The sequence below is a fragment of the Shimia sp. genome, assembly GCF_965227725.1.
Classification (GTDB): Bacteria; Pseudomonadota; Alphaproteobacteria; order Rhodobacterales; family Rhodobacteraceae; genus Shimia.
This window is the reverse complement of the sequence record NZ_CBDDGH010000004.1, coordinates 493,426-519,868: the sequence shown is the minus strand read 5'-3', so window position 1 is coordinate 519,868 and position 26,443 is coordinate 493,426. Positions and strand designations below refer to the sequence as shown.

Genomic DNA, 26,443 nt, shown 5'->3' with positions numbered 1-26,443 from the left:
GCGCATGTCGATGAATAGCTTTGGACACCTTTTCCGCGTCACCACCTGGGGTGAGAGCCATGGGCCGGCGCTGGGCGCGACCGTGGATGGCTGCCCTCCCGGTGTGCCTGTGGATGAGGCGATGCTGCAGCATTGGCTGGACAAGCGCCGCCCGGGTCAGAACAAGAACACCACCCAGCGCAATGAGCCGGATGCGGTGAAAATCCTGTCGGGCGTGTTTGAGGGCAAGACCACAGGCACCTCGATCCAGTTGATGATTGAAAACACCGATCAGCGCAGCCGCGATTATGGCGAGATCAGCCAGACGTTTCGCCCGGGCCACGCCGACATCACCTATCATCTGAAATACGGCAATCGCGACTACCGCGGCGGCGGGCGCAGCTCCGCGCGCGAGACAGCGGCGCGTGTGGCCGCTGGCGGCATCGCGCGCGAAGCGATCAAGGCGCTGGCCCCCGATCTTGAGATCAAGGGCTACATGACCAAGATGGGCGCGCTTGAGATCGACCGCGAGAATTTCCAGTGGGATGCGATTGACCGCAATGATTTCTGGATTCCGCAGTCAGCTGATGTGGCGCAGGAGTGGGAAGACTACCTGCAGGCGCTGCGCAAGGAGCACGACAGTGTCGGCGGCGTGATCGAGGTGGTGGCGCGCAATGTGCCTGCCGGGATCGGTGCGCCGATTTACAGCAAGCTCGACACAGATCTGGCCGCCGCGATGATGTCGATCAACGCCGTCAAAGGCGTGGAGATCGGTGAAGGCATGGCCGCCGCCGGGCTGAAAGGTTCGGAAAATGCGGATGAGATTTTCATGGGCAATGATGGTCAGCCTGTGTTCTCCTCCAACCATGCGGGCGGCATTCTGGGTGGGATTTCCACGGGTCAGGACGTTGTGGTGCGTTTTGCGGTTAAACCGACAAGCTCTATCCTCACTCCGCGCAAGTCGATCCGCAAAGATGGCAGCCCGACCGAAGTGATCACCAAAGGGCGGCACGATCCCTGTGTGGGCATTCGCGCGGTGCCGGTGGGCGAGGCGATGATGGCCTGTGTGATTCTGGATCACCTGCTGCTGCATCGTGGTCAGGTCGGAGAAAATCAGGGTAAGATTGGCTGATGCTGGACGGGACGGAATTGCAGGAGCTGAGAACGGCGCTGCGAGACGTCGCCGCAGAGCGCATGGCACAGGACAGCGGCCATGATCTGGCGCATCTGGATCGTGTCTGGTCCAATGCGCAGCGGCTGGCCCGTTCCGAAGGCGAAGTGGATCTGAAAATCCTTCTGGGTGCTGCCTATCTGCATGATCTGGTGAACCTGCCCAAAAACGCCCCGAACCGATCCAAGGCCAGCACATTGGCGGCTGCGGCTGCCGCGCCGGTTCTGCGCGAATTGGGGTTTGACAATCATCAGGTTGCCGCCACGCAGCACGCGATTGCTGCGCATAGCTTTTCAGCCGGCCTTGCGCCCAAATCCAAAGAGGCCCGGATATTGCGGGATGCGGACAGGCTGGATGCGCTGGGCATGATCGGGATTGCCCGCACCTTTGCGGTGAGCGGAGCTTTGGGCACGCCGCTTTATGATCCTCAGGATCCGTTTGCCACATCGCGGGACTTGGATGATGGCGCTTTTGCGCTGGATCATTGGCCGGTGAAGCTGTTCCGTTTGCCGGAAGACATGTTGACCCAGGCAGGCAAAGCCATCGCTAAGGAGCGTGTTGCCAATATGCGCCGCTATGCAGCTGTTCTGGCGAGTGAGCTGGGCATCGTTCTGCCAGACAGCTGGAGCTGAGCCCGCGGCCGTTCGCGGGGTGATCCACTGGACGTGGAGCTTACCAAGGCAGTTTTGTTGATAGGCTTGGTTATCCCTGTGGTGTGATGCCGGGGCGCGCTTTGCCGCGCTTGAGGCCAAGCTGGCGCTCCCGCCAGATGATCAGGAAGCCTGCTAGGATCACCACAGCCGCGCCAATCAGCATCTGCGGTGTGGGCACTTCGGCAAACCAGACGTAGCCGATGAGCAGGGCAAACAGCATGGCAACATAGTCAAACGGGGCCACCACGGAGGCGGGGGCAAAGCGGTAGCAGGAGGTGAGCAGGATTTGTGCAAAACCGCCGATGAGGCCTGCAACCGTAAGCATGATGGCCTGCTCCCATGTGGGGATCACCCAGCCAAAGGGCAGCGTGAGCAGGGACAGGCAGGTCGCCGTGAGTGAGAAGTAAAACACAATCGCCGAGGTCTGGTCGGTCTGCACAAGTTTGCGGATGTGGATCTGGGCAAGCGCGCGGAAGGCGGCAGAGCCGAGCACCAGCATGACCCCCAACGTGGCCAGCGTCGCGGCCTGGCTTTCGTCAAAGATGGTGATGCGGGGCCAGAGGACGATGGTCACCCCCACAAGGCCCAGACCGACCGCGGACAGTCGGAAAGCGCGGACCTCTTCACCCAGGAACATGGCGGCAAAAATCACTGTGAGCAGCGGGGCGGCGAAGCCGATGGCGGTGACTTCGGGCAGCGGTAAAAGGCCGAGGGCGGCAAAGTTCATCCCCATGGAGGTGGTGCCGATCACCCCGCGCCAGACATGGCCCATGCCGTTTTTGACGCGCAGGCCCTGAGGCATCTCGCCCCGATAGATCAGCCAGCCAAAAATCACGAAGAGTGCAAAGAAGGAGCGGAAAAACACCGCTTGGCCAGCGGGGACATCAGAGGCGGTGGCTTTGATCAGCGCGGCCATGACGGAAAACAGCGCGATGGCGCAGATTTTCAGGGCGATGCCTTTGAGAGGGTTCATGGGGATGTCCGACGCTGACGTAAGGTGCGGCTACACTGGACCGGAGGCTCTGGGATGGCAAGGCAGAGCCCCAAAACAAATCAGAGGCCCGCAGGCCCCTGATCATTTCGCAGATTGTTTCGCCTCAGGAGCGAACAAGCTTTTCGTAGGATTCCGCGATGTCGCGGGTGATGTCGCCAACCTCAAAGGTGTAATCGCCAATCTGGCCCACCGGGGTCACTTCGGCGGCGGTGCCGGTCAGCCAGCACTGCTCAAAGTCGGCCAGTTCTTCAGGCATGATGTGACGTTCGATCACGTTGATGCCTTTGTCTTTCAGCATGCCGATCACGGTCTGACGGGTGATGCCGTTGAGGAAGCAATCAGGCGTCGGTGTGTGCACTTCGCCGTCTTTCACAAAGAAGATGTTGGCGCCGGTCGCCTCTGCAACATAGCCGCGGTAATCCATGAAGAGCGCGTCAGAGCAGCCCTTGGCTTCGGCTTTGTGCTTGGAGATGGTGCAGATCATGTAGAGACCTGCGGCCTTGGCGTGTACCGGAATGGTTTCCGGGCTGGGGCGTTTCCACTCTGCGATGTCGAGCTTGGCGCCCTGCATCTTGGCGTCGCCGTAGTAAGCGCCCCATGGCCAAACCGCGATGGCCACGCGCACCGGGTTGGCCGCAGAGGCGACACCCATGTCGTCACCGGAGCCGCGCCACACAACCACGCGCACATAGGCGTCTTGCAGGCCGGACTTCTTCAGGGTTTCCAGCTTCGCCGCTTCCAGCTCCTCAAGGGAGAGTGGCATCGGCATGTCCAGCGCTTCAGCGCTTTTAAACAGGCGTAGGTTGTGTTCGTGGCTTTTGAAGATTTTGCCGTTGTAGGCGCGCTCGCCCTCAAACACGGAGCTGGCGTAATGCAGCGCGTGGCTCAGGACGTGGACCTTGGCCTCGCGCCAGTCCACAAATTCGCCATCCATCCAGATGACGCCGTCACGATCGTCATATGCACCCGCCATGGTCGTTCCTTTCGCCTTTCAGAGCTCATCTCAGTTTTCATTTGTTGCGCCGTAAATGTCCGGTCCGGTCATAAAGTTGCGCAAATCCTGCGATTCGCTATCAGTTAGGACTTGGAGTGTCAACAAAGCTGACGTATTGTGACGGGCAAAGCGGTCAATTGTGATCTCAGGAGGTATCATGGGCGAGGGCATACGCAGCGAAAGCTTGCTCTATCTCACCGACGAGCAGCTGCGTCAGGGCATTGAGGCGATGTATTTCGCCTATCGCGGTTTTACCGCGGATCCGGACCGTATTCTGGAGAGCATGGCCTACGGGCGGGCGCATCATCGGGCGATCCATTTTATCAACCGCGCGCCGGGCACCACGGTGACTAACCTGCTGGCGATGCTTGGGGTGACCAAACAGTCACTCAACCGTGTGTTGCGCACCCTGATCGAGGACGGGCTTGTGGAAAGCCGAGTGGGTACCTCTGACCGGCGTGAGCGCAACCTCTATTTAACCGAGGCTGGTGTAGCCTTGGAGAACCGTCTGTCGGACTCCCAGCGCACCCGCATGCGCAGCGCGTTTCGCGATGCCGGACCGGAGGCAGTCGCGGGGTTCCGCCGTGTGCTTGAGTCGATGATGGACGGCGAGCTGCGTCGGCAGTATTTGTCGTTGCGGGAAACTGGTCAATAATTGGGCCAATGAGGAAACCAGAGCATGAATGACATTGCCCCGCATTTGCTGATTGTGGATGACGATGAGCGCATCCGCACCTTGCTACGTAAATTTTTGATGCGGCACGGATTTCTGGTGACCGCCGCGCGGGACGCAAATCATGCGCGCCGCATTTTGTCGGGGCTGGATTTTGACCTGCTTGTGCTGGATGTGATGATGCCGGGCGAGGATGGCGTGAGCCTGACGCGCAGCATCCGCGAAGACTCCGAAACCCCTGTGCTGCTGCTGACCGCGAAGGGTGAGACAGAAGACCGGATCGCCGGTCTGGAAGCAGGCGCGGATGATTATCTGGCCAAGCCCTTTGAACCCAAAGAGCTGTTGCTGCGCATCAACGCGATTTTGCGGCGCATGCCGGAAGTCGATGAGGCGGCGACGGTGCCCAAGGTGCTGCATCTGGGCGACATCCGCTATGACATTGATCGCGGGGAGATGTGGCAGGGCGAAGAGCCTGTGCGCCTGACAGCCACCGAAAGCCAGTTGATGCGCATATTCTCCAAAACGCCTGGCGAGCCGATCAGCCGGGGCACGCTGGTAGAAGAGCTTGGCCGCGACAAAGGTCAGGCGCAGGAGCGGGCGGTGGATGTGCAGATCACCCGGTTGCGGCGCAAGATTGAAGAAGACCCAAAACAGCCTCGCTATCTGCAGACGGTGCGCGGTGCGGGGTATATGCTGGCGCCAGATTGAGGCGATTGGGCATCAGATTTTAGGCCTCCGGCGGGGATATTTAGAGCAAGAGGAAGGGGGCAGCGATGACAACAGCGCTTTTTGGTCACGAGAGTTCGTTAGAGCATATGACGCCAAGCGGGCATCCCGAACAGGTGGCGCGTATTGAGCACATCAAGGCGGCGCTGAAGGGGTCGAGTTTTGCGGCGCTGGATCGTCGGGACGCACCTGCCTGCAGCGATGATGATATTCTGCTGTGCCATCCCCAAACACATCTTGATGCCATTGCGGCGGCTGCCCCAGCAAACGGTACTGTGGCGTTGGACGCTGATACGCATATGTCGCCGGGGTCGCTGGCAGCGGCGCGCCATGCGGTTGGCGGCTGCATTGCTGCGGTGGATGCGGTGCTTGCGGGAGAAGTGGGCAATGCCTTTGTGGCCTGTCGTCCACCGGGGCATCATGCGGAGACATCCACACCCATGGGGTTTTGCCTCTTTGGCAATGCGGCCATCGCGGCGAAACATGCGCTGGAGCGCCATGGGCTGAGCCGTGTGGCGGTGGTGGATTTTGACGTCCACCACGGCAATGGCACGCAGGATCTGTTGTGGAACGAGGCCCGCAGCCTGTTTGTCGGCAGCCATCAGAACCCGCTTTGGCCCGGAACGGGTATGCCGGAAGAGACCGGCGGACATAACAATGTGATGAACCTGCCGTTGCCGCCACACAGCGACGGACGGTTGATGCGCGCCACCTACGAAGCGGAGGTGTTTCCCGCGCTGGCGCGGTTTGAGCCCGAGCTGGTGATCATTTCGGCAGGCTTTGATGCCCATGCCGACGATCCTCTGGCGCAGCTCAATTGGCGGGAAGACGACTTTGCCTGGCTGACAGAGCGGCTCTGTGATGTGGCGGATCAACATGCCGAAGGTCGGGTGGTCTCGACTTTGGAAGGGGGATATGATCTGAACGCGCTTGCGGCTTCGGTGGCCGCACATGTCAGCGTTTTGATGGAGAGAGCCGGATGAGTGACACGCCTGTGGAAGAGATGAGCTTTGAAGCGGCCATGCGGGAGCTGGAGCAGGTTGTGGGCCAGCTGGAACGCGGCGACGTGGAGCTGGAGAAATCCATTGCCCTTTATGAGCGTGGCGCGACGCTGAAGGCGCGTTGTGAGGCCAAGCTCAAAGAGGCTGAGGAAAAGGTGGCGGCGATCACCCTGGATGGCAACGGAAATCCGGCCGGGTTGACCCCGGTTGAGGGGATGTGAGGCCGCTGCGCCTTTGATAAAGGACTCGCCGGATCGTGTTTGAGACCAGATTGAGAGAGGCCGCCCAGCAGGTTGAGGCCCATTTGCAGCATGTGATGGCGCCTCTGGGCGATTTGCCGGTGGTGCAGGCCATGCGCTATGCCAGCGCGGGCGGAAAGCGGCTGCGGGCGTTTCTGGTGCTGGAAAGCGCGCGCCTGCATGGTGTGGCTGCCGAGCACGCGATTTGGCCTGCCGCGGCGATTGAGGCGATCCATGCCTATTCGCTTGTGCATGATGATCTGCCCTGCATGGATGATGACGACATGCGCCGGGGGCTGCCAACCACCCATGTAAAATGGGATGAGTGCACTGCTGTTCTGGCGGGAGACGCGCTGCAGACGCTTGGCTTTGAATGTGTGAGCCGGCAGGAATGCCACCCGGAGGCCGTGGTGCGCGCAGAGCTGACCGTGACGCTGGCCCGCGCTGCGGGCGCGCAGGGGATGGTTTTGGGGCAGGCGCTTGATATTGCGGCTGAAACGGCACCTGCGCCTCTGACGCTTGAAGAGATCACCCGATTGCAGGCCGGTAAGACCGGTGCGTTGATTGCCTGGTCCGCCACCGCAGGGGCGGTGATGGCGCAGGCGGAGACCGCGCCGCTGATGCGCTATGCCACCGACCTTGGGTTGGCGTTTCAGATTGCCGATGACATTCTGGACGTGGAAGGCGACGCGGCCAAAGTTGGCAAGGCGGTTGGCAAAGATGCGGAGGCTGGTAAGGCGACCTTTGTTTCGCTTCTGGGTCTGGAAGGCGCCAAAGCGCGCGCCCGCGACCTTGTGGCAGATGCCTGTGACGCGCTTTCCTCCTATGGTAAGGATGCTGATGCCTTGCGGGAGGCGGCGCGCTTCGTTATCTCGCGGGACAGCTAAGCGGAGAACGCCCCATGTCAGCCAGACCCCAGACGCCACTCCTGGATCAGGTCACCCATCCGGAAGACCTGAAACGGTTTTCTGACAGCGAGTTGACGGCGCTGGCCCATGAGCTGCGAGCGGAGACCATCTCTGCGGTCAGTGAGACCGGTGGGCACCTTGGTGCGGGTCTTGGTGTTGTGGAGCTGACCGTTGCGCTGCATTCGGTGTTTGAGACACCACGTGACAAGATCATTTGGGATGTGGGCCACCAGTGCTATCCGCATAAGATCTTGACGGGGCGGCGGGACCGCATTCGCACCCTGCGTCAACAAGACGGCCTGTCTGGCTTCACCAAGCGCAGCGAGAGCGTCTATGACCCCTTTGGTGCGGCGCATTCCTCCACATCGATTTCCGCCGCGCTGGGCTTTGCCACGGCGCGTGATCTTGGCGGGCAATGTGACGGCGGACTTGGCGATGCGATTGCGGTGATTGGCGATGGCTCGATCACGGCGGGCATGGCTTATGAGGCGATGAACAACGCAGGCCATCTGGGCAAGCGGATGTTTGTGGTGCTGAACGACAATGACATGTCGATTGCGCCGCCTGTGGGGGCGATGAGCGAATATCTTTCACGCCTCTATGCGGGGGAGCCGTTTCAGGAATTCAAATCCGCCGCCAAAGGGGCTGTTAGCCTGTTGCCGGAGCCGTTCCGCGAAGGGGCGAAACGCGCCAAGGATATGCTGAAGGGCATGGCTGTGGGCGGCACGTTGTTTGAACAGCTCGGTTTCAGCTATGTGGGGCCGATTGATGGCCATGACCTGGGCCAGCTGCTGCCGCTCCTGCGGACCTTGCGCCAGCGGGCGACCGGGCCGGTGATGCTGCATGTGATCACCAAGAAGGGCAAAGGCTATGCCCCGGCGGAGGCCGCGCGCGACAAAGGCCATGCCACGGCGAAATTTGACGTGGTGACCGGCAAGCAGTTCAAAGCGCCGTCCAATGCGCCGAGTTATACCTCGGTCTTTGGCGAAGCGCTGGTGCAGGAGGCCGCAGAGGACAGCCGGATTTGTGCGGTGACCGCCGCGATGCCGGATGGCACCGGGTTGAACCTTTTTGCCGAGCGCTATCCCAGCCGCTGTTTTGATGTGGCGATTGCCGAGCAGCACGGGGTGACTTTTTCCGCGGCTCTGGCGGCGGGCGGGATGAAGCCGTTCTGTGCGATGTACTCGACTTTCCTGCAGCGCGGCTATGATCAGGTTGTGCATGATGTGGCGATTCAGCGGCTTCCGGTGCGCTTTGCGATTGACCGTGCCGGGCTGGTCGGCGCGGACGGGGCGACACATGCGGGCAGCTTTGACGTGGCCTTTATGGCAAACCTGCCGGGCATGGTGGTGATGGCTGCGGCGGATGAGGCGGAGCTGAAACATATGGTGGCCACGGCTGCGGCGCATGACGAGGGGCCGATTGCCTTCCGCTATCCGCGCGGTGAAGGCGTGGGTGTGGATGTGCCGGAGCGCGGCGAGATTCTAGAGATCGGCAAAGGCCGGATGGTGCAGGAGGGCAGCCGGGTGGCGCTTCTGTGCTTTGGCACGCGTCTGGAAGAGGCCAAGAAAGCCGCCGAGGCACTTTCGGCCAAAGGTATCACGCCGACCATCGCGGATGCGCGGTTTGCCAAGCCGCTTGATAAGGCGCTGATCCTGGAGCTGGCGTCCAAGCATGAAGCGCTGATCACCATCGAAGAGGGCGCAGTGGGTGGCTTTGGCAGCCATGTGGCGCAGCTTTTGGCCGAGGAAGGCGTGTTTGATGAGGGGTTGAAGTACCGCTCCATGGTGCTGCCGGATATTTTCATCGATCAGGCGAGCCCAAAGACGATGTATGACATCGCTGCGATGAATGCAGAGCACATTGAGGCCAAAGTGCTGGATGTGCTGGGTGTGGCGTCGCTGGACAGCAAGCGGGCCTGAGGCTCTGAGGCAAAGGGCGGATAGGGGCGCTGCCCCTGCCACCGCAAACGGTGGCCACCCCGGGATATTTTCCGAATGAGAAGACATTAGCGCGTTGGGTCCGGGAATGGAGCCGGGTGACGCTCTGAGTTTGTCGCTTCGCCTAGCGCGTTAGCGTTGCTCTTCTTCCAGCATGGCTTTGAGCGCATCCCGGTAGTTGGGGTATTTCAACGCAACGCCGAGTTCTTCTTTGATGCGCGTGTTGCGCACGCGTTTGCTGTCTGAATAAAAGCTGCGCGCCATCGGGCTCATATCGGCTTCTTCAAACGGGATTTCCGGGGGCGGATCCATGCCGAGCAATTCGGCGGCGTAGGCGAGAATGTCCTGTGGCGGGGCGGGGGTGTCGTCACAGACATTGTAGATGCGCCCCGGATTTGGGGCCAGCATTGACGCCTCAAGAACCCGTGCGATGTCGTCCACATGGGCGCGGGAAAACACCTGATTTTTCTTGATGATCCGGCGCGCGGTGCCGCGGCGGAGTTTTGCAAACGGGCCGCGGCCGGGACCGTAGATGCCCGCAAGGCGGAAAATATGCAGCGGCAGATCTGGCACAGAGGACCATTCGGCCTCTGCTTTCACACGCATCTGACCTCGGATGCCGCCGGGATCAAGCGGGGTCTCTTCGTCCACCCAGCCGCCATCCATATCGCCGTAAACCCCCGTGGTGGAGAGGTAGCCAACCCATAGCAGCCGTGGCGCAGCCGCCTGAAGCGCGTCGCGGCCAATCTGCAGCACCGGATCACCGTCATCATCCGGACGGATCGAGCTGAGAACATGGGTGACGTTCTGCAGCGCCTCGTCAAAATTGATCGGCCAATGCAGAGGGGTGACCCCTTGGGCGCGCAGCTTGTCAGCCTGATCCGGGTCGCGGTGGGTGCCAAGGATGGTCCAACCCTGGGGCAGCAAACGCTTTGCCAGTGCCTGGGCGGAGTATCCGTGACCTAGGGAGAGGAGGGTTTTGCTCATGAAGGCACAGTGCCTTTCCCTGTCAGGAGGGGCAAGGGGGCGGGGTTGATTTTAGGTATGATGATGGGGTGAGATAACGCATGTGTGCAAAATCGAAACCTTATCTGGACGCGGCCTATGCGCTTATAACGCCGGAGGATTCCCGACGCCTCTATGCCGCATGGGCGGAAACCTACGACGCGGGGTTTGCTGAGGCATCTGATTATGTGCTGCCCAAAAAAGTGGCGGAGCAGTTTGTCGACGCAGGCGGAGGTGGGGCCGTATTGGATATTGGTGCCGGAACTGGGCTGTGTGGCCAGGCGCTCGCAGCGCTTGGGGTGATGCTGGTTGATGGCACCGATATTTCGCCTGAAATGTTGGAGGTCGCACAGAAAAAGAGAGTCTATTCCAGCCTATTTGCCGCAGATGTGACCCTCGGTTTGCCGGTTTCAGACGGTCAGTATGACGGGATTGTCAGCTCCGGCACTTTTACAAATGGTCATGTGGGACCTGACGCTCTGGATGAGCTGTTGCGGGTTACGCGGGCAGGTGGGCTTTTGGCGTTGTCGATCAATGGGGCGCATTTTGAGACATGCGGATTTGCGCAAAAACTAGACGCCCTTGCAGGGCAGATAGTGGACCTGCGTTTGCCGGAGATACGGTTTTACGGGCGCATGCCACCGGCGCACATAAGGATGATACGGGTTATGTAGCGTTGTTTCGAAAGCGCTGAATATGAGCCTCGGTTTCGGGGCATTTTTGCCCGCCGTAGAACATCGTGAGCACTTCGGCAAACGCCGGGTCGGCATTGTCGATGGAAGCAAAGAGCGTCGCCGTGCTGCGGACCTTGAGCGCGTCCACCGGCCCCAATATGTCGACGATGGGTGTGGTACGGTGCCGGAGCAGGGCGTTGCACATCTCGATGAGGCCGGGGCCCAACAGCGGGTGGTTGAGGTAGGCGGTGGCCTCAGTGAGATCTGCCAGACCGTAGTCATGGGCGCGTTGTGAACGACCCAGAGTGCGCAGCTGCGGCATTTCCCACCAGATCCAATGGGTGGCTTTGCGACCGGCGGTGAGCTCGGCCAAAGCCCGCGTGTGGGTCGCTGCCTGACGGGGCAGAAACCGCGCGAGATCATGGATGTCCGGTCTGCTCATTTGCCCTTCCAGACAGGGTCACGTTTTTCGGCAAAGGCACGGGCGCCTTCGAGCTGATCCTCGCTGTCGTAAAGCACATCAACGCTGCGCAGCTGGCGCTGGGTGATGCGGTTCATCGCGTCCTGGAATTTGGCATCCTCCGCGTCTCGCACGATCTCCTTGATCGCGGCATAGACCAGCGGTGGGCCGGAGGCGAGCAGGCGGGCCTGCTCCCATGCGCGCTCCATCAGGGTTGCAGCCGGCACAATTTCATTCACGAGCCCCCAGCGGTGCGCCTCTTCGGCATCAAACCAGCGCCCTGTTAGAAGGAGCTCCATGGCGATGTGATACGGGATGCGTTTGGGCAGCTTTACGGAGGCCGCATCCGCAACAGTGCCGGAGCGGATTTCGGGCAGCGCAAAGGAGGCGTGGTCGGCCGCGATGATGATGTCGGCGGACAAAGCGAGCTCCAGTCCGCCGCCGCAGGCGATGCCGTTCACGGCGGCAATCACTGGTTTGTTCATATCGCGCAGCTCTTGCAAGCCACCAAAGCCTCCAACGCCGTAGTCACCATCCACCGCGTCGCCGTCTGCGGCGGCTTTCAGGTCCCAACCAGGGCAGAAGAATTTCTCGCCTCCGCCGGTGAGAATGGCCACGCGCAGGTCGGGATCATCGCGAAAGTCGCGGAACACCTCGCCCATGATCCGGCTGGTGACAAGGTTGATGGCGTTGGCTTTGGGGCGGTCCAGGGTGACCTCAAGGATGGCGCCGTCGCGCCGGGTTTTTACGGGACTGTCGGTCATGACATCTCCTTTCGTATCAGCGCATCTGCAGCCACAGAACGTGTGGGCGTGCAGATCAGCGGGTTGATTTCAACCTCTTCCAAGGTGGAAGCGTTGGCAAGGACATAGGCTTGAAGCGCCTCTGTTGCGTCGAGAATGGCGTCTATGTTCGCAGCATCGCCTCCACGATAGCCAGTGAGTAATTTGGCCGATTTCAGCTGCATTAGAGACTGATATAGGTGATCTCGGTTTGCTGGAACGAGAAGTGATACGCTGTCTTCCATCAGTTCCGTGAGTACGCCGCCTGCTGCCAGTGTGAGCACAAAGCCATGTGCCGGATCACGAGTGATGCCGATCAAAAGCTCAGCCACCCCGCCATCGATCATCTCTTCGATCAGGAAGTGATCACTTGGCATGGCAGCGGCCGCTGCATCGAGATCTTCCGGTGTCAGATTGAGTTTGACTGCCCCGGCTTCGGTTTTATGGGCGATGCCCTGACCTTTAAGCACGAGAGGGGCCGAGAGGTTTTCCGCAAGCTTGGCGAGATTGCCAGTTTCCTCGCGGGCGCCTGATTGGTGCGCCGGGATATCCAGCCCAAGTTCGGTGAGTGCGCGCTTTGCTTCCACTTCACTGAGCACGGTGGCATTTGATGGTGCGCCTGGCAGTGCGAGAGGGAGGGGTTCTGGGGCAGTTATGCTGGCCGCCGCATCTGTTGCTGCGAGCGCTTCGTGCAGGCCAAAAAAAGGCACTACTTTACCTGAAATCAGCTCATTTGCCACGTCAGGGGGCATGAGTTCCGGCAGGCTTGCGACCACGGAGATGGGACATCCTGTGCGTTTGCGTGCGCCAATGGCTGCTGCGGTTGCGCAGTCCCAATCCGTGCGGTTTTCATGCGGGTAGTCGACCACTGTGAACGTCATGGCGGTGTCGGGTGCCATCATCGCGGCCCAGGCGCGTGTCATCGCCGCTTCGTCGCGCCAGATGTAGGTGTGATAGTCCAGTGGATTGGCGAGCGCGACCATGGGGCCAAGCACATCGCGCAGCTCTTGGATTTGGCTTTGCGTGAGCGGGGCGAAGCGCAGATTTGTGCCAAGCGCGGTGTCGGCCATCAGGCTGGCCTCGCCGCCCGAACAGCTGATCGAGGCAATGTTGCGCCCTTTCGGTACGCCGACCATATGCAGGAGCTTGAGGGTTTCGAGAAACACGGGAAGCTCTGTCACACGGGCAAAGCCAAGGCGCGACAACAAAGCGCGTGCGCCGGCGTCACTTCCGGCCAAGGAAGCGGTGTGGGAGATGGTTGCAGCCTGTGCTTCGTCGCTGGCCCCCACTTTGAGGGCGACGACGGGGACGTCTTTTTTATAGGCCTTGTGCGCAAAGGTCTCCCAGGCGCGCAGATCGGTGAAACCCTCGATATGCAGGCCAATCGCGGTGACGCGTGGGTCATCCAGAAAAGCAGAGGCAATTTCCGCCTGATTGAGCTGCGCCATGTTTCCGCAGGTGGCGACATAGGCGATGGGCAGGCCGCGGCGCTGGTTGGTGAGATTGATGGCGATGTTTGAGCTTTGTGTGAGGATGGCCACGCCCTTGTCGACAGGGCGGCAACCGTGTTGGTCGGGCCAAAGCGCGGCGCCATCCAGCGCGTTGATAAGCCCGTAGCAGTTGGGGCCAAGAATGGGCATATCGCCTGCGGCCGTGATCAGCGCGTCCTGAAGGTTGGCTCCTGTGGCGTCCTCAGACGCGGCCTCGGAAAAGCCAGAGGCAAAACAGACCGCGCCGCCTGCACCGCGACTGGCGAGCTCGGCAACCGCTTGGATGGTGGCGTGGCGATTGATGCCAATGAAGGTGGCGTCAGGTGGTACTGGGAGGGCAGCGATTTCAGTGTAGGCAGGCAGGCCCAACACAGACTCGGCTTTGGGATGGACCGGCCAGATATCTCCGGAGAAGCCAATGTTCTCACATTGGCGAATGACCTCAGCACACCAAGCGCCGCCGCCGATCACGGCAATAGATTTCGGGCGGATCAGCCTTGAGAGATCGCGGGTCATGATACCGCCCTCTCGCACTGACTTTTGGCCTCCGGCGGGGATATTTGCAGCAAGAGGAAGTAAGGTTTTGTTAACCAGTTTTGCGCAGATTTTTGGGGCGGTACAGGCTGGGAAGCCGATGACCGTGCAAGGGGAAGCCCGAGAGGGGCTTTCTGGAGGGGGTGGCCGCGCGTCGCCCCCTTTCCTCTTGCTCTAAATATCCCGGGGGTGCGGGGGCTGGCCCCCGCTGCAGCAGTTGCCTCTAGCGATCCGAGTGGCCGAGATCCCTTTCCGGTTCGATCACATCGCGCAGGCGTTGTTTCAGCTCTTTGGCTTCCGGGAAACTTCCGTCGCGTTTGCGATCCCATAGGATCGTGCCATCCACAGTGATCTTGAAGGTGCCCGGCACTTCGGCTGGTGCGATGGTCACGCCGCCGAGGGTTTCGCCAAATGTCTGCAACAGTTCCTGCGCCATCCAGCCGGCGCGCAGAAGCCATTTGCAGCCCACGCAATAAGTGATTGTGACGACAGGTTTCATGTGGCTTTCCCCTCGGATCTTTTCCGAGGTTGTGCCGCAGCCGCGAAGGTAACACAACGCTTTCCATCATGCGCCGAGTGGCCGCAGAAGATCGCGGCTGATGATGTGGCGCTGGATTTCGCTGGTGCCATCCCAGATGCGTTCCACACGCGCGTCGCGCCAGAAACGCTCGATTGGGAAGTCATCCATCAGACCCATGCCGCCAAAGATCTGCAGGGTGGTGTCGGTGACACGGGCAAGCGCCTCTGAGGCATAGAGTTTGGCGGAGGCGATTTCGCGGTTCGACGGCAGGTTGTTGTCCAGACGCCAGGCCGCAGAAAGGGTGAGCCAGTCGGCAGCATCGATTTCGGTGATCATATCGGCGATCTGAAAGCTGACGCCTTGGAATTTGCCGATGGGTTGGCCGAATTGTTTGCGCTCAGACGCATAGTTTAAGGCATAATCAAAACAGCGGCGGGCGCGGCCCACGGAGAAGGCGGCAACGGTGAGACGGGTGGCGTAGAGCCATTCGTTCATCACGGCAAAACCGCCATCGACCTCGCCAAGGACCTGCGCATTTGGCAGGCGGCAGTCATCAAAGGATAGGATGTAGTTTTTGTAGCCCTTGTGACTGACGGAATTGTAGCCCTCGCGCACATCAAAGCCGGGCGTGCCGCGATCCACGAGGAAGGTGGTGATGCGCTTTTTGGGGCCTTTGGGCGTGTCATCGACGCCGGTGGCGATGAAGACGATGAAGAAATCCGCATGTTCTGCGCCGGAGATGAAATGTTTGGAGCCGTTGATGACCCAATCCTCTCCGTCGCGCTGGGCCTGACACTTCATGCCGCGCACGTCGGAGCCTGCATCAGGCTCTGTCATGGCCAAAGCGTCCATTTTTTCGCCGCGCACAGCGGGCAGAAGATAGCGTTCGCGCTGCTCGTCGTTGCAGGCCATCAGGATGTTTTGCGGGCGGCCAAAGAAATGGGTGAGCGCCATGGAGCCGCGGCCCAGTTCGCGCTCAACCAGTGTGAAATCCAGATGAGACAGTCCGGCGCCGCCGACCTCTTCAGGGAAGTTGCAGGCGTAAAAGCCAAGGTCGATGCACTTCTGTTTGATCTCCTCGCCGAGCTCATGTGGCACCTGACCCGTGCGTTCGACCTCCGCCTCATGGGGATAGATCTCGTTCTCCACAAAGCTGCGGACGGTGGAGACAATCATCTCCTGTTCTTCGGTCAGGCCAAATTGCATGTGCCACGCTCCAATCCTGTTTCGCAGAAATCGTCCTTTGGCTTGACGGAGAGTATCATGCAGAAATATCCCTGAATCATGCGAATTTGGGAAAATCATCACGCCGCAGCGCAGAGGGTCGGGGTTCTGCTGTTTGATGGATTTTCCAATCACTGCCTTGCCAATGCGATTGAGCCTATGCGTGCGGCCAATATGCTTTCCGGCAAGGCGCTGTTTCTGTGGCAGTTTTTCTCTCTGGAAGGGGAGCCGGTGGAGAGCTCCTCTGGCCTGTCTGTTGCGCCGCATGGGCGTATCGCAGAGGCCACGGGGGATATGTTGATTGTGATGCCCTCTTACGGGTTTCGGGATCTCGGTGGGTGGGCCACACAGGCAGCTTTGAGGGCGGCGGACAAACGCTTTCCGGTCATCACGGCCATGGACACGGGCAGTTGGCTGCTGGCGGAGGCCGGGCTGCTGGAGGGGCGGCGTGCCACGATCCACTGGGAAGAGCTGACGCCCTTTGCGGAGCGGTTTCCAGACGTTGAGGTGTTGCGCGAGCGGTTTGTGGTCGACGGCAATCGCATCACCTGTTCGGGGGCGATGGCGGCGTTTGATTTGGTGTTGCATTTGATTGGGCAGGCGCATGGACAGGCCTTGGCGCTGGAGGTCGCGCAGCTGTTCATGACGCGCGACAGCGCGCGCTCTCACAGCGGGGGTGCCAGCCCGGCGGGGCGGTTGGTGAGCCGCGCGCTGGGGGTCATGCAGGAGCATCTGGAAGTGCCGCTCAGCATCGGGCAGGTGGCGGCGCGCGCTGGAGCCACACAGAAGACACTTGAGAGCCGGATGCGTGCAGAATTGGGCGCGCCACCGACAACGGTGTATCGGCGTATGCGGCTCAATCTGGCGCGCAAGCTTGTGGCAGAGACAGACCTGAGCGTGGCTGAAATCGCCCTGCGCGCGGGTTATCAGACTCCTGCCGCCATGACGCGGGCGTTCAAAGAGACCTTTGGCACAACGCCGCGCGCGGTGCGCCAAAGCAGCTGATTACCGCGTGTACATCTGCTTCTTGTGGGCACGCGTGCGGCGGGTGCCTTCGGCGGAGCCGTCATGGAAGGTGCCAAACCACTTATCAAACGGGATCTCAGAGGTGCCGTAGTTGCATTCAAAATAGCGGTGGTGCAGCTGATGAAAGAAGTCTCCGGATTTGGCGACTTCGGCGTCTTTGGCGATCAGCTTTTCAAAGCCGCAATGGGAAAACACCGGGCTGATTTGCTGAAAATAGCTGTGAAAAAGCAGGTGCAGGGGGCCTGATGGAATGATCAGGTGAATAAAATATGTGGTGAAATAGAGACTGTTTTCATACCAGTGATTGGAAATGCCGGACCATGGGCCGACGTTGACATTGCGGTGGTGCACCGCATGCACGTGTTTGTAGAGCTTGGGATGATGCTCGAGCCTGTGGACCCAATAAAAGTGCAGGCCGGACCACATGGGGATCAGCGCGAGCCAGAGCACAAAGAGCACTGGGGCCTGGGCGAAGCTGAGGGTTGGCACCCATCCATTGGCCATGACCCAGAAAATCAGGCACTGGTACAGGGTGGCGATGGTCATGGCGCTGCCCAATGTCCACCAGATGTTGTCGAGCACCTGATTGTTGAAAGTAAAGGTGCCGTTTTTGCGGGTGAGGTCGCGCTTGTCGAATTTTTTGCGCATGCCCTGGCCTTTGCGCATGTAGAGCCACCAATGCAGTCCGCCCGCGACCACGGTTTGAGGGACGACATTCATGAGCCAGACGGTGAGCACCCAGGACCAATGGAACTGTGCCATATCCGCGAGCGGTGGCAGAACCATCACATAGATGAGCACGGCGATCAGGAAGGGCACCGTGAGCGCGGTGAGCATGAGCCATGCGCCGCGGTACCATTGCAGGATGGCGCGTGGTTTCGGGGGCCATTCAAACAGCGGGTTCAGGCGCACCGGCTGTGGCGGGCGGTAGTGCCAGCGTTGGGCTTCATCATCAGTGGTGTAGTCATGTGGCATGGCGCTGGCTCCCTTTGATCTTGGCGAGGTTCAGGTGGCGTAGGGATCGCCCTCTCCGTCCAGAATGGCTTTGAGTTCCTGCAGGTGGCGCACATCCTGCTCCGGGTAGGCTTCAAGCTCCTGCGCGGTTTTCTCAGCGATCTCGTCAGACAGCACTCGCAATGGCTGGCCGGTTTGCAGCGCGCGGATGTAGGTTTCGGCGGCGCGTTCGAAATAATAGAGCCTGTTGAAGGTGTCTGCGACCGTGTCGCCAATCACCAGGACACCGTGGTTGCCCATGATCATGACCTTCTGTTTGGGGTCGGTCAGAAGCGCGGCACAGCGTGCGCCTTCGTCCTCAAAGGCCAGACCGCCATAGCCATCATCAATCACATAGCGGTTGAAGAAGGTGGCGCAGTTCTGGTCGATCGGGGGCAGGCGGGAGTCGGCCAGGCTGGCCAGCACTGTGGCGAAGATCGAATGCACATGCATGACGCAACGCGCGTGCGGGCAGGCGCGGTGGATGCCGCCGTGCAGGCCCCAGGCGGTGGGGTCTGGCGCATCAGGGCCGGTCAGTGCATCTGGGTCATTGGCGTCGACTTCGATCAGATCACTGGCGTTGATCCGCGCGAAGTGGCGCTGGTTCGGGTTCATCAGAAAGCGGGTGCCGTCCTCGTTGATGGCGAGGCTGAAATGATTGGCGACGCCTTCGTGCATATTGAGGCGGGCCGTCCAGCGGAAGGCGGCGGCGAGATCCACGCGTGCCTGCCAGTGTTCCATGTTGGGTCGAATGTTGGTGATGGCCATGATGTCTCTCTCCCTAAGGTCACCTCAGCATGGCACAAATTTGCCGGTCTAAGACATTTGCGACGTCGCAAATGCACCTTGAGCGCATGTGAAGTGCGCGTGAGCCTTTCAAAATTTGCGAGAAACATCTTTTACAAAAGCTTCAAACGACAGCCGCTTGAACCTCCTGAAAACGCGTGGCACCTTGGGCCATGGAACATATGCAATTTCAAAGCTGGGCTGATGTGGCCCCACAGCTTGTCGCCGTCGCCGCAGGGCGCTCCCCTGCAGATCTCGTTATTCGCAAAGGCCAGTGGGTGAATGTGCACACCCGCGAAGTGCTGCCGGATCATGACATTGCGGTCATCGCCGGGCGCATTGCCTATGTCGGGCCGGATGCCAGCCATTGTATCGGCTCAGATACAGAGATCATTGAGGCGGAAGGGCGCTTTATGATCCCCGGTCTGTGTGACGGGCACATGCACATCGAAAGCGGGATGCTGACGCCAGCGGAGTTTGCCCGCGCGGTGATCGGGCATGGCACAACAACGATGTTCACCGACCCGCATGAGATTGCCAATGTGCTGGGTCTTGAAGGTGTGAAAATGATGCATGATGAGGCTCTGATGCAGCCCATCAACATCTTCACGCAGATGCCAAGCTGTGCGCCCTCAGCTCCTGGACTTGAGACCACAGGCTATGAGATTGGTCCGGATGATGTGGCGGAGGCGATGAGCTGGCCGGGGATCATCGGGCTTGGGGAGATGATGAACTTCCCGGGCGTGATCAATGGCAGCCAGCAGATGCTGGCCGAGATCGCCGCCACGCAGAAGGCGGGTAAGACCGTGGGGGGGCATTATGCCTCGCCTGATCTGGGCAAAGATTTCAATGCCTATGCGGCGGGTGGACCTGCGGATGATCACGAAGGCACCTGCGAGGCGGATGCGATTGCGCGGGTGCGTCAGGGCATGCGCATTATGATGCGGCTCGGCAGTGCCTGGTATGATGTTGAGACCCAGATCACGGCAGTGACCGAGAAGGGTTTGGATCCGCGCAGCTTCATTCTGTGTACCGATGATTGTCATTCCGGTACTCTGGTGAATGACGGGCATATGAACCGCGTGGTGCGCCATGCGATTGACTGTGGATGTGATCCGGTGGTGGCGCTGCAGATGGCCACGATCAACACTGCCACACACTTTGGCTTGGAACGTGATTTAGGCTCTATTGCACCCGGAAGACGGGCGGATGTAATCCTGACAAGCGATCTGAAGACGCTGCCGATTGAACATGTGATCGCGCGGGGCGTGACGGTTGCCAAGGCGGGGGAAATGCTTGTGGATTGCCCGCATTATGATTGGCCTGCGCATGCGCGCCAGACTGTGAACCTTGGCCGTGCGCGCGGCGCGGAAGACTTTGTAGTCAGCGCTCCGGATGGTGCGTCCCAAGTTACAGCAAATGTGATTGGCGTGATCGAGAACCAAGCCCCAACCAAGGCGCTGACCGCGGAGCTTTCCGTGGTCGACGGCGTGGTGGAAGGTGATCTCGCACAGGATGTCTGTCAGATCGCTTTGGTGGAGCGCCACCTTGGCACCGGCGGCGTGACCAACGGCTTTGTGTCTGGCTTTGGCTACAAAGGGAAAATGGCGATGGCTTCGACAGTGGCGCATGACAGCCACCATATGATCGTGGTCGGCACCGACCGCGAGATGATGGCGAAGGCAGCCAACCGACTGGGCGAAGTTGGCGGTGGTGTGACCGTTTTCAAAGATGGCGAAGAGATTGCCTTGGTCGAGCTGCCCATCGCCGGTTTGATGTCCGATGCTCCGGCAGTCGAAGTGGCCGCCAAGGCGCAGAACATGGTTGAGGCGATGGAGGCTTGCGGCTGTACGCTCAACAACGCTTATATGCAGCATTCCCTATTGGCTTTGGTGGTGATCCCGGAACTCAGGATCTCTGACCTCGGGCTGGTGGATGTGACCAAATTTGAAATGACCGACGTGATTAAGGCTGCGCAATGACACCACAGAGTATTCCTGTACATTCCCCCGCTGTGCCAGCTCATGAAACCTTCACTGATGCCAAGGCGGCGGTGGATCGGTTGGAAGAGCTGTATACCATTGCGACCACATATCTGTGCGACCAGTTCCGCCGCGCGCTGCGCAAAGGGCCGGACGGGCATCGCATTCGTGCGTTTTATCCGGAAATCCGCATCACCACGACAAGCTTTGCGCAGGTGGACAGCCGTCTGAGTTTCGGCCACGTGGCGGAGCCCGGTGTGCATGCGGCGACGATCACGCGGCCGGATCTGTTTCGGCATTATCTGGAGCAGCAGATTGCGCTGTTGTTGAGCAATCACAAAGTGGGCGTGATGGTGGGTGTTTCCAGCACGCCCATTCCGGTGCATTTCGCCGTGGCGGTGCGGACCGATATGACCGTGCCACAGGACGGGGCTGCGGATTTTACACTGCGCGACATCTTTGATGTGCCCGATTTGTCGACCACCAATGATGACATTGTGAATGGTACCGCCGGGCCCGACGAAAACGGCGTGGGGCATCTGGCTCCGTTTACGGCGCAGCGTGTGGATTACTCGCTTGCACGTCTGAGCCATTACACGGCGACGGACCCGGAGCATTTTCAGAACCATGTGTTGTTCACCAACTACCAGTTCTATGTGACCGAGTTTGAAGCCTATGCGCGCGCTATGCTGGCGGATGAAAAGAGCGGCTACATCAGCTTTGTCAGCACCGGAAATGTGGAGATTTCTGATGCAGAGACCCCAATTGCGCCGGTAGACAAGCAGCCGCAAATGCCGACCTATCACCTGAAGCGCGCAGATGGCTCTGGCATCACGCTGGTGAACATCGGGGTTGGGCCATCCAATGCCAAAACCGCCACCGACCATATTGCGGTTTTGCGTCCGCACGCCTGGATCATGGTGGGGCATTGTGCGGGTCTGCGCAATTCGCAGAGCCTTGGGGATTTTGTGCTGGCGCATGCCTATCTGCGCGAAGATCACGTGCTGGATGACGACCTGCCGGTGTGGGTGCCCATTCCGGCTCTGGCCGAGGTGCAGACCTCTTTGGAAGAGGCGGTGGCCAATGTCACCAAACTGTCCGGTTATGAGCTGAAGCGGGTGATGCGGACGGGCACCGTGGCGACAATCGACAACCGCAACTGGGAGTTGCGGGAGCATACCGGGCCGGTGCAGCGTCTGAGCCAGAGCCGTGCGATTGCGCTGGACATGGAAAGTGCCACAATTGCTGCAAATGGGTATCGCTTTCGCGTGCCATATGGGACATTACTGTGCGTGAGTGACAAACCTCTGCACGGCGAATTGAAGCTTCCCGGAATGGCCAGTGACTTCTATAAGACCCAGGTGGCGCGCCATTTGCTGATTGGAATTCGTGCAATGGAGCGTTTGAGGGAAATGCCACTTGAGCGGTTGCATTCGCGGAAATTGCGGTCATTTGACGAGACTGCCTTCCTTTGACCCTACGGAAACCTGTGGAAAACCCATAAAAAACACGGTTTTTGGCATCACAATTTGTTGTGTTCACCCACCATATCCCGTTAAATGCCCGCCATGAGGCCCAATATTCGGGCAGACTAATGGAGACCTGAAATGGCAAAACCGATGACCAAGACCCAACTCGTTGCTGCTCTGGCCGAAGACATGGGCTCTGACAAGAAATCCGCAGGCGCAGCTCTGGAAGCCGTTTGCGCGTTGATCACCCGCGAAGTTTCCGCAGGTGGCGCAGTGACTCTGCCGGGTGTTGGCAAAATCTACTGCCGCGAGCGTCCTGAGCGTATGGTTCGCAACCCAGCGACCGGCGAGCAGATCAAGAAAGAAGCCGACAAGGTTGTGAAAATGACCATCGCCAAAGCGCTGAAAGACAGCGTGAACGGCTGATCGCTTCGATCACTGATTACGGAAAGGGTCGCCCCGATGGAGCGGCCCTTTTTGTTTGTGCGGTTCGATGTGCGAGGTCTTAGATTTTAGAGCTGTGCGCTGGGCGTGGATTTGGAGATTTCGATCTCTGCGTCACTCATCTCCTCGGCAATGCCGTCAAAGAGGGGTGTGGACAGATAGCGCTCTCCGGTGTCGGGCAGCATGACAAGAATGTTTGCGCCTTCGGGTGCATCTTTGGCAGCCTCAATCGCTGCGGCCAAAGTGGCGCCGGCGGAGATGCCTGTGAAGATCCCCTCTTCAGCGGCGAGGCGCTGGGACCATTTGATGCCATCCGGCCCTGACACTTTGATCAGCTGATCAAAGCCATTGTTGTCGAGCGCTTCCTGCAGCACCCATGGGATGAAGTCCGGGGTCCAGCCCTGTATTGGATGCGGCTCAAAGGAGGGGTGGCTTTCGGTGGCCTGATGCGCGTCGTTGCGGGTGTTCACATAGCCGGAGTCCACCAGCGCAGCGTTGGTTGGCTCAGACAGGATGATCTTGGTCTGCGGGCTTTCGCGGCGCAGCACGCGGGACACTCCGGCAACCGTGCCACCGGTGCCATAGCCCGTGACCCAATAGTCTAGTTGCTCACCAGCAAAATCATTGAGAATTTCGCGCGCGGTGGTGTTTTCATGCATGTCGGCGTTGTCTGCGGTCTCAAACTGACTGGCCAGGAACCAGCCATTTGCCTCTGCCAGTTCTTTGGCCTTGGTGTACATGCCAAAGCCTTTTTGCGCCTTTGGGGTCAGCACGACTTTTGCGCCCAGAAACCGCATCAGGCGGCGACGCTCGACAGAGAAAGCCTCGGACATGGTGATCACCAAAGGGTAGCCTTTTGCGGCACAGACCATGGCGAGACCAATGCCGGTGTTGCCAGAGGTCGCCTCAACAACGGTTTGCCCGGGTTTCAGACGGCCGTCTTTCTCTGCGGCTTCAATGATATTGAGGGCCAGACGGTCTTTCACGGAGCCCGCCGGGTTTGCGGCTTCAAACTTGACGAACATGTTCACATGGTCTGGCGCGATGCGATTGAGACGCACCACTGGGGTATCGCCCACCGTGTCCAGAATGCTGTCATATCGCTGTCCGCGTCCTTTGGTTTGTCGGGTCATGGGCCTCTCCTCGGGTTTGAACCATGCCAAAAAGGTAAGCTCTGTCAGCGCAGAGCGGTAGGCGTGTTGCGGTGATCACCCAAATTAGGGACGCAAACGGCGAAGCCCCGCCAGAGCCGCGACGGCATTCCACCGCGAGCTAAAGAAGTGGAACCCTGCGATGTGTTTGCGGGCAGATCAGGGCGATTGTTTTGTCGGCGGACAGGACCGTTTGGGACACAAGGACAAAATGACGGGATGCCCGCACTGTACTGAGACATTTTGGGTCGAATTTCCCTAAGGTCGCAGGTGGCGGGTATTTTACTTTCGCTCGGACTTGCCAACTCGTAAAAATGCTCAGATCAACACAAAATTCCGAATTGGCGGTACCTAGCGCTGTGTTGAGTGAGGGAGGCGGTCTCAGACCGGGCGGATGAACGACATTCTGGCAGGGCTGTTGCATGCAGCCCATCTGATTTTCACCTTGGATGCGGATCTCATCGAGATCTCTTTGCGCTCTCTGCGGGTCACGCTGAGTGCGGTTTTGGTGTCTTCGTTGATTGGCTTGCCGCTGGGATGCTGGCTGGCCGTGCAGCGCTTCCGGTTTCGCCGTTTGGTGATTGCCACACTCAATGCATTGATGGGGTTGCCGCCGGTTGTGGTGGGGCTGATAGTTTATCTGCTGCTGTCCCGCTCCGGGCCATTTGGCGTCTTTGGGCTGTTGTTTACACCAACCGCAATGATCATTGCGCAGGTCGTCATTCTGACCCCGCTGATCGCCTCGATCTCACATCAAGCGATCCGCGATCTTTGGGCGGAATACCATGATCTGTTGATTTCGCTGAACACCACGCGGCGTCAACGCATTATGACCTTGCTGTGGGACGGGCGACGGGCCCTTCTGACCGCGTCGCTTGCCGGCTTTGGCCGCGGCATTGGCGAGGTGGGGGCAATCATGATTGTGGGTGGCAATATCGACCACGCCACAAGGGTTCTGACCACGGCGATCTCCCTAGAGACGGGCAAAGGCAACTTCGCGCTGGCGTTGGCGCTTGGCTTCATTCTGATCGGCTTGGCGGTGGCGGTGAACCTGATCATCCACAGTCTTTCACGCACGGAGGTGAGTGGACGATGGTAGAGACGATCCTGCCTCTAAGTGTGGAGAATGCGGTGGTGCGCCGCCGTGGCAAGGTGCTGGTTGGCCCGATCAATGCCGAGGTATCCGAGACCGGGCTGACCATTGTCATGGGGCCAAATGGCGCTGGCAAAACCACGCTTTTGCGGCTGTTGCACGGCATGGAGCGATTGGCACCCGGGGGGCAGCTCAAATGGCAGGTGCCAGAGCCGCAGGCACGTGGGCAGCAAGGGTTTCTGTTTCAGGCGCCAATCATGATGCGCCGCAGTGCGCTTGAGAATGTGGCCTATCCTTTGACAGTGCATGGTGTGTCCCGAAAGGACGCGCGAAAGCAAGCAGTTGAGTGGCTTGCCCGTGTTGGTTTGCAGGACAGTGCAGACAAACAGGCGACGGTGCTTTCAGGAGGCGAGCGGCAAAAGCTGGCGCTTGCCCGCGCTTTGATCCGCCAACCGCAAATTCTGTTCTTGGATGAACCCTGTGCCAACCTTGACGGGCGCGCGACGCGCGAGTTTGAGGCCTTGCTGCACAGTGTTCATGAAGAGGGCACTCGGATCGTGATGTCGACACATGACATCGGACAGGCCCGCAGACTGGCGCAGGACGTCTGGTTCATACATCATGGCCAGATATTAGAAGCGACCTCTGCAGAGTTATTTTTTGAAGAGCCAAAATCCAAGGAAGCGCGCGCTTTCCTTCAAGGAGACATTATCGAATGAAAATGGGACCACTTTTTGCGCTGACACTCTGGGCATTGAGCACCGTGTCCGCGCAAGCCGAGAGCCTGAAAATGGCTGTCACAACGTCTTTCCACAATTCCGGTTTGGCCGAGGTGCTGCTGCCGGAAATTCAGAAAGACACCGGGATCGAAGTGCAACTGCTCGTGGTGGGGACCGGGCAGGCTTTGCGTCTCGGGGAAGCCGGAGACGTGGATGCCATTTTGGTGCATTCCAAAGCGGCGGAAGAGGAATTTGTTCTAGGCGGGTTCGGCGTGCATCGCCGCGAAATCATGTTCAATGATTTTGTGTTTGTTGGCCCGTCTGCTGATCCGGCCGGTATTGCAGGCGCGGCTTCTGCAACGGATGCGCTTGGCCTGATTGCACAAAACGGCGCTGCGTTTGTGAGCCGTGGGGATGACAGCGGCACCCATAAGAAAGAGCTGGGGCTTTGGGCGGATGCTGGTATCGATGCCGAGGCGCGTGCCGTATCCTGGTACAAAGAGGCCGGCGCGGGCATGGGGGCTTCGCTGAACACGGCCTCGGGGCTGAACGCCTATATCATGACGGATCGCGCCAGCTGGTTGAAGTTTGGCAACAAAGGCGATCTTGCACTGCTTTATGCGGGCGATCCTGCTCTGTTTAACCAATATGCCTACCTGCCGGTGAGCCCGGAGATGCACGGCCATGTGAAGGCGGAGCTGGCGCTCCAGCTTGAGGATTGGCTGGTCAGTGACCGCGCACGTGACCTGATTGATGGGTATGTGCTGGAAGGCGGGCGGCTGTTCGTTTTCAACGCCAAACGCTGAAGTATTT

General features: G+C 59.6%; 27 protein-coding genes. 16 read left to right on the top strand and 11 right to left on the bottom strand.

Annotated features, from left to right (window positions below; translation table 11 throughout):
- Positions 1-4 precede the first annotated feature (4 nt).
- Both aroC and ACO07T_RS10305 read left to right on the top strand, forming a co-directional pair.
- Positions 5-1,111, top strand: coding sequence for a chorismate synthase (aroC, locus tag ACO07T_RS10310; RefSeq protein WP_209058462.1), 1,107 nt, complete (start codon positions 5-7; stop codon positions 1,109-1,111).
- The gene (locus ACO07T_RS10305; protein WP_209058464.1) at positions 1,111-1,782 is read left to right on the top strand and encodes an HD domain-containing protein; all 672 of its coding nucleotides are present in this window, start codon (positions 1,111-1,113) and stop codon (positions 1,780-1,782) included. Before aroC ends, ACO07T_RS10305 begins: the two co-directional genes overlap by 1 nt.
- Positions 1,783-1,852: 70 nt before the next feature.
- Here the strand turns inward: ACO07T_RS10305 and ACO07T_RS10300 are convergent, their stop codons facing one another.
- Both ACO07T_RS10300 and ACO07T_RS10295 read right to left on the bottom strand, forming a co-directional pair.
- Positions 1,853-2,776, bottom strand: a complete 924-nt coding sequence (locus ACO07T_RS10300) for a DMT family transporter (protein ID WP_422049322.1) — start codon at positions 2,774-2,776, stop codon at positions 1,853-1,855.
- Between the two features lie 124 nt (positions 2,777-2,900).
- Positions 2,901-3,770, bottom strand: a complete 870-nt coding sequence (locus ACO07T_RS10295; protein ID WP_209076535.1) for a branched-chain amino acid aminotransferase — start codon at positions 3,768-3,770, stop codon at positions 2,901-2,903.
- A gap of 178 nt (positions 3,771-3,948) precedes the next feature.
- Here ACO07T_RS10295 and ACO07T_RS10290 point away from each other — a divergent pair, with 178 nt between their 5' ends.
- The 6 genes from ACO07T_RS10290 (at position 3,949) to dxs (ending at position 9,260) form a co-directional block, all read left to right on the top strand.
- The gene (locus tag ACO07T_RS10290; protein ID WP_209058472.1) at positions 3,949-4,446 is read left to right on the top strand and encodes a MarR family winged helix-turn-helix transcriptional regulator; all 498 of its coding nucleotides are present in this window, start codon (positions 3,949-3,951) and stop codon (positions 4,444-4,446) included.
- Positions 4,447-4,470: 24 nt separating this feature from the next.
- Entirely contained in the window at positions 4,471-5,172 is a 702-nt protein-coding gene (locus ACO07T_RS10285) for a response regulator (RefSeq protein WP_422049321.1), read from the top strand.
- Positions 5,173-5,237: 65 nt separating this feature from the next.
- Positions 5,238-6,173 carry a histone deacetylase family protein gene (locus ACO07T_RS10280; RefSeq protein ID WP_422049320.1) on the top strand — a complete coding sequence of 312 codons (936 nt, stop codon included), beginning with the start codon at positions 5,238-5,240 and terminating at the stop codon, positions 6,171-6,173.
- The gene (locus tag ACO07T_RS10275) at positions 6,170-6,412 is read left to right on the top strand and encodes an exodeoxyribonuclease VII small subunit (RefSeq protein WP_422049319.1); all 243 of its coding nucleotides are present in this window, start codon (positions 6,170-6,172) and stop codon (positions 6,410-6,412) included. Before ACO07T_RS10280 ends, ACO07T_RS10275 begins: the two co-directional genes overlap by 4 nt.
- 32 nt (positions 6,413-6,444) lie before the next feature.
- Positions 6,445-7,317, top strand: coding sequence for a polyprenyl synthetase family protein (locus ACO07T_RS10270; protein ID WP_422049348.1), 873 nt, complete (start codon positions 6,445-6,447; stop codon positions 7,315-7,317).
- 14 nt (positions 7,318-7,331) lie between these two features.
- Entirely contained in the window at positions 7,332-9,260 is a 1,929-nt protein-coding gene (dxs, locus tag ACO07T_RS10265; protein WP_422049318.1) for a 1-deoxy-D-xylulose-5-phosphate synthase, read from the top strand.
- Between the two features lie 150 nt (positions 9,261-9,410).
- On the opposite strand, the gene ACO07T_RS10260 is transcribed toward dxs, so the two are convergent.
- Complete coding sequence (locus ACO07T_RS10260) at positions 9,411-10,265, bottom strand: SDR family oxidoreductase (protein ID WP_422049317.1); 855 nt, start codon at positions 10,263-10,265, stop codon at positions 9,411-9,413.
- A gap of 80 nt (positions 10,266-10,345) precedes the next feature.
- Between ACO07T_RS10260 and ACO07T_RS10255 the strand changes: the two genes are divergently transcribed.
- Positions 10,346-10,957 carry a class I SAM-dependent DNA methyltransferase gene (locus ACO07T_RS10255; RefSeq protein WP_422049316.1) on the top strand — a complete coding sequence of 204 codons (612 nt, stop codon included), beginning with the start codon at positions 10,346-10,348 and terminating at the stop codon, positions 10,955-10,957.
- On the opposite strand, the gene ACO07T_RS10250 is transcribed toward ACO07T_RS10255, so the two are convergent.
- The 5 genes from ACO07T_RS10250 to ACO07T_RS10230 all read right to left on the bottom strand — a co-directional run bounded on the left by ACO07T_RS10250 (position 10,950) and on the right by ACO07T_RS10230 (position 15,949).
- On the bottom strand, positions 10,950-11,399 hold the full coding sequence (locus tag ACO07T_RS10250) for a DUF1810 domain-containing protein (RefSeq protein WP_422049315.1): 450 nt from the start codon (positions 11,397-11,399) through the stop codon (positions 10,950-10,952). The genes ACO07T_RS10255 and ACO07T_RS10250 overlap by 8 nt on opposite strands.
- On the bottom strand, positions 11,396-12,181 hold the full coding sequence (locus ACO07T_RS10245; protein ID WP_422049314.1) for a carnitinyl-CoA dehydratase: 786 nt from the start codon (positions 12,179-12,181) through the stop codon (positions 11,396-11,398). The genes ACO07T_RS10250 and ACO07T_RS10245 overlap by 4 nt, the downstream gene beginning before the upstream one ends.
- Positions 12,178-14,205, bottom strand: coding sequence for an acetate--CoA ligase family protein (locus ACO07T_RS10240; RefSeq protein ID WP_422049313.1), 2,028 nt, complete (start codon positions 14,203-14,205; stop codon positions 12,178-12,180). Before ACO07T_RS10240 ends, ACO07T_RS10245 begins: the two co-directional genes overlap by 4 nt.
- Before the next feature lie 241 nt (positions 14,206-14,446).
- The gene (locus ACO07T_RS10235) at positions 14,447-14,722 is read right to left on the bottom strand and encodes a SelT/SelW/SelH family protein (protein WP_422049312.1); all 276 of its coding nucleotides are present in this window, start codon (positions 14,720-14,722) and stop codon (positions 14,447-14,449) included.
- Positions 14,723-14,788: 66 nt separating this feature from the next.
- Positions 14,789-15,949 carry an acyl-CoA dehydrogenase family protein gene (locus ACO07T_RS10230; RefSeq protein WP_422049311.1) on the bottom strand — a complete coding sequence of 387 codons (1,161 nt, stop codon included), beginning with the start codon at positions 15,947-15,949 and terminating at the stop codon, positions 14,789-14,791.
- 78 nt (positions 15,950-16,027) lie between these two features.
- Here ACO07T_RS10230 and ACO07T_RS10225 point away from each other — a divergent pair, with 78 nt between their 5' ends.
- A complete protein-coding gene (locus ACO07T_RS10225; RefSeq protein ID WP_422049310.1) occupies positions 16,028-16,972 on the top strand; it encodes a GlxA family transcriptional regulator in 945 nt (314 codons plus the stop codon).
- On the opposite strand, the gene ACO07T_RS10220 is transcribed toward ACO07T_RS10225, so the two are convergent.
- A complete protein-coding gene (locus ACO07T_RS10220; protein WP_422049309.1) occupies positions 16,973-17,968 on the bottom strand; it encodes a sterol desaturase family protein in 996 nt (331 codons plus the stop codon).
- A 30-nt stretch (positions 17,969-17,998) separates the two neighbouring features.
- Positions 17,999-18,754: a class II aldolase and adducin N-terminal domain-containing protein gene (locus tag ACO07T_RS10215; protein WP_209085307.1), complete on the bottom strand. Its 756-nt coding sequence runs from the start codon at positions 18,752-18,754 to the stop codon at positions 17,999-18,001.
- Positions 18,755-18,945: 191 nt separating this feature from the next.
- On the opposite strand from ACO07T_RS10215, the gene ade reads away from it, so the two are divergent.
- The 3 genes from ade to ACO07T_RS10200 all read left to right on the top strand — a co-directional run bounded on the left by ade (position 18,946) and on the right by ACO07T_RS10200 (position 22,649).
- Positions 18,946-20,754 carry an adenine deaminase gene (ade, locus tag ACO07T_RS10210; RefSeq protein WP_422049308.1) on the top strand — a complete coding sequence of 603 codons (1,809 nt, stop codon included), beginning with the start codon at positions 18,946-18,948 and terminating at the stop codon, positions 20,752-20,754.
- Positions 20,751-22,229 carry an AMP nucleosidase gene (locus ACO07T_RS10205; protein WP_422049307.1) on the top strand — a complete coding sequence of 493 codons (1,479 nt, stop codon included), beginning with the start codon at positions 20,751-20,753 and terminating at the stop codon, positions 22,227-22,229. The genes ade and ACO07T_RS10205 overlap by 4 nt, the downstream gene beginning before the upstream one ends.
- Before the next feature lie 132 nt (positions 22,230-22,361).
- The gene (locus ACO07T_RS10200; RefSeq protein ID WP_209058508.1) at positions 22,362-22,649 is read left to right on the top strand and encodes an HU family DNA-binding protein; all 288 of its coding nucleotides are present in this window, start codon (positions 22,362-22,364) and stop codon (positions 22,647-22,649) included.
- Between the two features lie 86 nt (positions 22,650-22,735).
- Here the strand turns inward: ACO07T_RS10200 and cysK are convergent, their stop codons facing one another.
- Entirely contained in the window at positions 22,736-23,800 is a 1,065-nt protein-coding gene (gene cysK / locus ACO07T_RS10195) for a cysteine synthase A (protein WP_422049306.1), read from the bottom strand.
- A gap of 412 nt (positions 23,801-24,212) precedes the next feature.
- Between cysK and ACO07T_RS10190 the strand changes: the two genes are divergently transcribed.
- The 3 genes from ACO07T_RS10190 to ACO07T_RS10180 are packed head-to-tail and all read left to right on the top strand — an operon-like array spanning position 24,213 to position 26,436.
- Positions 24,213-24,917: an ABC transporter permease gene (locus ACO07T_RS10190; protein ID WP_209058514.1), complete on the top strand. Its 705-nt coding sequence runs from the start codon at positions 24,213-24,215 to the stop codon at positions 24,915-24,917.
- Complete coding sequence (locus ACO07T_RS10185; protein ID WP_422049305.1) at positions 24,911-25,630, top strand: ATP-binding cassette domain-containing protein; 720 nt, start codon at positions 24,911-24,913, stop codon at positions 25,628-25,630. The genes ACO07T_RS10190 and ACO07T_RS10185 overlap by 7 nt, the downstream gene beginning before the upstream one ends.
- The gene (locus ACO07T_RS10180) at positions 25,627-26,436 is read left to right on the top strand and encodes a substrate-binding domain-containing protein (RefSeq protein ID WP_422049304.1); all 810 of its coding nucleotides are present in this window, start codon (positions 25,627-25,629) and stop codon (positions 26,434-26,436) included. Before ACO07T_RS10185 ends, ACO07T_RS10180 begins: the two co-directional genes overlap by 4 nt.
- Positions 26,437-26,443: the final 7 nt, after the last annotated feature.

Excerpts from the sequence above, each read along its gene's own strand:
- ACO07T_RS10285 (WP_422049321.1), top strand. The coding sequence starts at position 4,471 with ATGAATGACATTGCCCCGCATTTGCTGATTGTGGATGACGATGAGCGC.
- aroC (WP_209058462.1), top strand. The coding sequence starts at position 5 with ATGTCGATGAATAGCTTTGGACACCTTTTCCGCGTCACCACCTGGGGT.
- ACO07T_RS10180 (WP_422049304.1), top strand. The coding sequence starts at position 25,627 with ATGAAAATGGGACCACTTTTTGCGCTGACACTCTGGGCATTGAGCACC.
- ACO07T_RS10280 (WP_422049320.1), top strand. The coding sequence starts at position 5,238 with ATGACAACAGCGCTTTTTGGTCACGAGAGTTCGTTAGAGCATATGACG.
- ACO07T_RS10300 (WP_422049322.1), bottom strand. The coding sequence starts at position 2,776 with ATGAACCCTCTCAAAGGCATCGCCCTGAAAATCTGCGCCATCGCGCTG.
- ACO07T_RS10250 (WP_422049315.1), bottom strand. The coding sequence starts at position 11,399 with ATGAGCAGACCGGACATCCATGATCTCGCGCGGTTTCTGCCCCGTCAG.
- ACO07T_RS10185 (WP_422049305.1), top strand. The coding sequence starts at position 24,911 with ATGGTAGAGACGATCCTGCCTCTAAGTGTGGAGAATGCGGTGGTGCGC.
- ACO07T_RS10295 (WP_209076535.1), bottom strand. The coding sequence starts at position 3,770 with ATGGCGGGTGCATATGACGATCGTGACGGCGTCATCTGGATGGATGGC.
- ACO07T_RS10225 (WP_422049310.1), top strand. The coding sequence starts at position 16,028 with ATGCGAATTTGGGAAAATCATCACGCCGCAGCGCAGAGGGTCGGGGTT.
- ACO07T_RS10245 (WP_422049314.1), bottom strand. The coding sequence starts at position 12,181 with ATGACCGACAGTCCCGTAAAAACCCGGCGCGACGGCGCCATCCTTGAG.
- ade (WP_422049308.1), top strand. The coding sequence starts at position 18,946 with ATGGAACATATGCAATTTCAAAGCTGGGCTGATGTGGCCCCACAGCTT.
- ACO07T_RS10205 (WP_422049307.1), top strand. The coding sequence starts at position 20,751 with ATGACACCACAGAGTATTCCTGTACATTCCCCCGCTGTGCCAGCTCAT.
- ACO07T_RS10220 (WP_422049309.1), bottom strand. The coding sequence starts at position 17,968 with ATGCCACATGACTACACCACTGATGATGAAGCCCAACGCTGGCACTAC.
- ACO07T_RS10260 (WP_422049317.1), bottom strand. The coding sequence starts at position 10,265 with ATGAGCAAAACCCTCCTCTCCCTAGGTCACGGATACTCCGCCCAGGCA.
- ACO07T_RS10255 (WP_422049316.1), top strand. The coding sequence starts at position 10,346 with ATGTGTGCAAAATCGAAACCTTATCTGGACGCGGCCTATGCGCTTATA.
- cysK (WP_422049306.1), bottom strand. The coding sequence starts at position 23,800 with ATGACCCGACAAACCAAAGGACGCGGACAGCGATATGACAGCATTCTG.
- ACO07T_RS10305 (WP_209058464.1), top strand. The coding sequence starts at position 1,111 with ATGCTGGACGGGACGGAATTGCAGGAGCTGAGAACGGCGCTGCGAGAC.
- ACO07T_RS10235 (WP_422049312.1), bottom strand. The coding sequence starts at position 14,722 with ATGAAACCTGTCGTCACAATCACTTATTGCGTGGGCTGCAAATGGCTT.
- ACO07T_RS10190 (WP_209058514.1), top strand. The coding sequence starts at position 24,213 with ATGAACGACATTCTGGCAGGGCTGTTGCATGCAGCCCATCTGATTTTC.
- ACO07T_RS10200 (WP_209058508.1), top strand. The coding sequence starts at position 22,362 with ATGGCAAAACCGATGACCAAGACCCAACTCGTTGCTGCTCTGGCCGAA.
- ACO07T_RS10230 (WP_422049311.1), bottom strand. The coding sequence starts at position 15,949 with ATGCAATTTGGCCTGACCGAAGAACAGGAGATGATTGTCTCCACCGTC.
- ACO07T_RS10215 (WP_209085307.1), bottom strand. The coding sequence starts at position 18,754 with ATGGCCATCACCAACATTCGACCCAACATGGAACACTGGCAGGCACGC.
- ACO07T_RS10275 (WP_422049319.1), top strand. The coding sequence starts at position 6,170 with ATGAGTGACACGCCTGTGGAAGAGATGAGCTTTGAAGCGGCCATGCGG.
- ACO07T_RS10290 (WP_209058472.1), top strand. The coding sequence starts at position 3,949 with ATGGGCGAGGGCATACGCAGCGAAAGCTTGCTCTATCTCACCGACGAG.
- dxs (WP_422049318.1), top strand. The coding sequence starts at position 7,332 with ATGTCAGCCAGACCCCAGACGCCACTCCTGGATCAGGTCACCCATCCG.
- ACO07T_RS10240 (WP_422049313.1), bottom strand. The coding sequence starts at position 14,205 with ATGACCCGCGATCTCTCAAGGCTGATCCGCCCGAAATCTATTGCCGTG.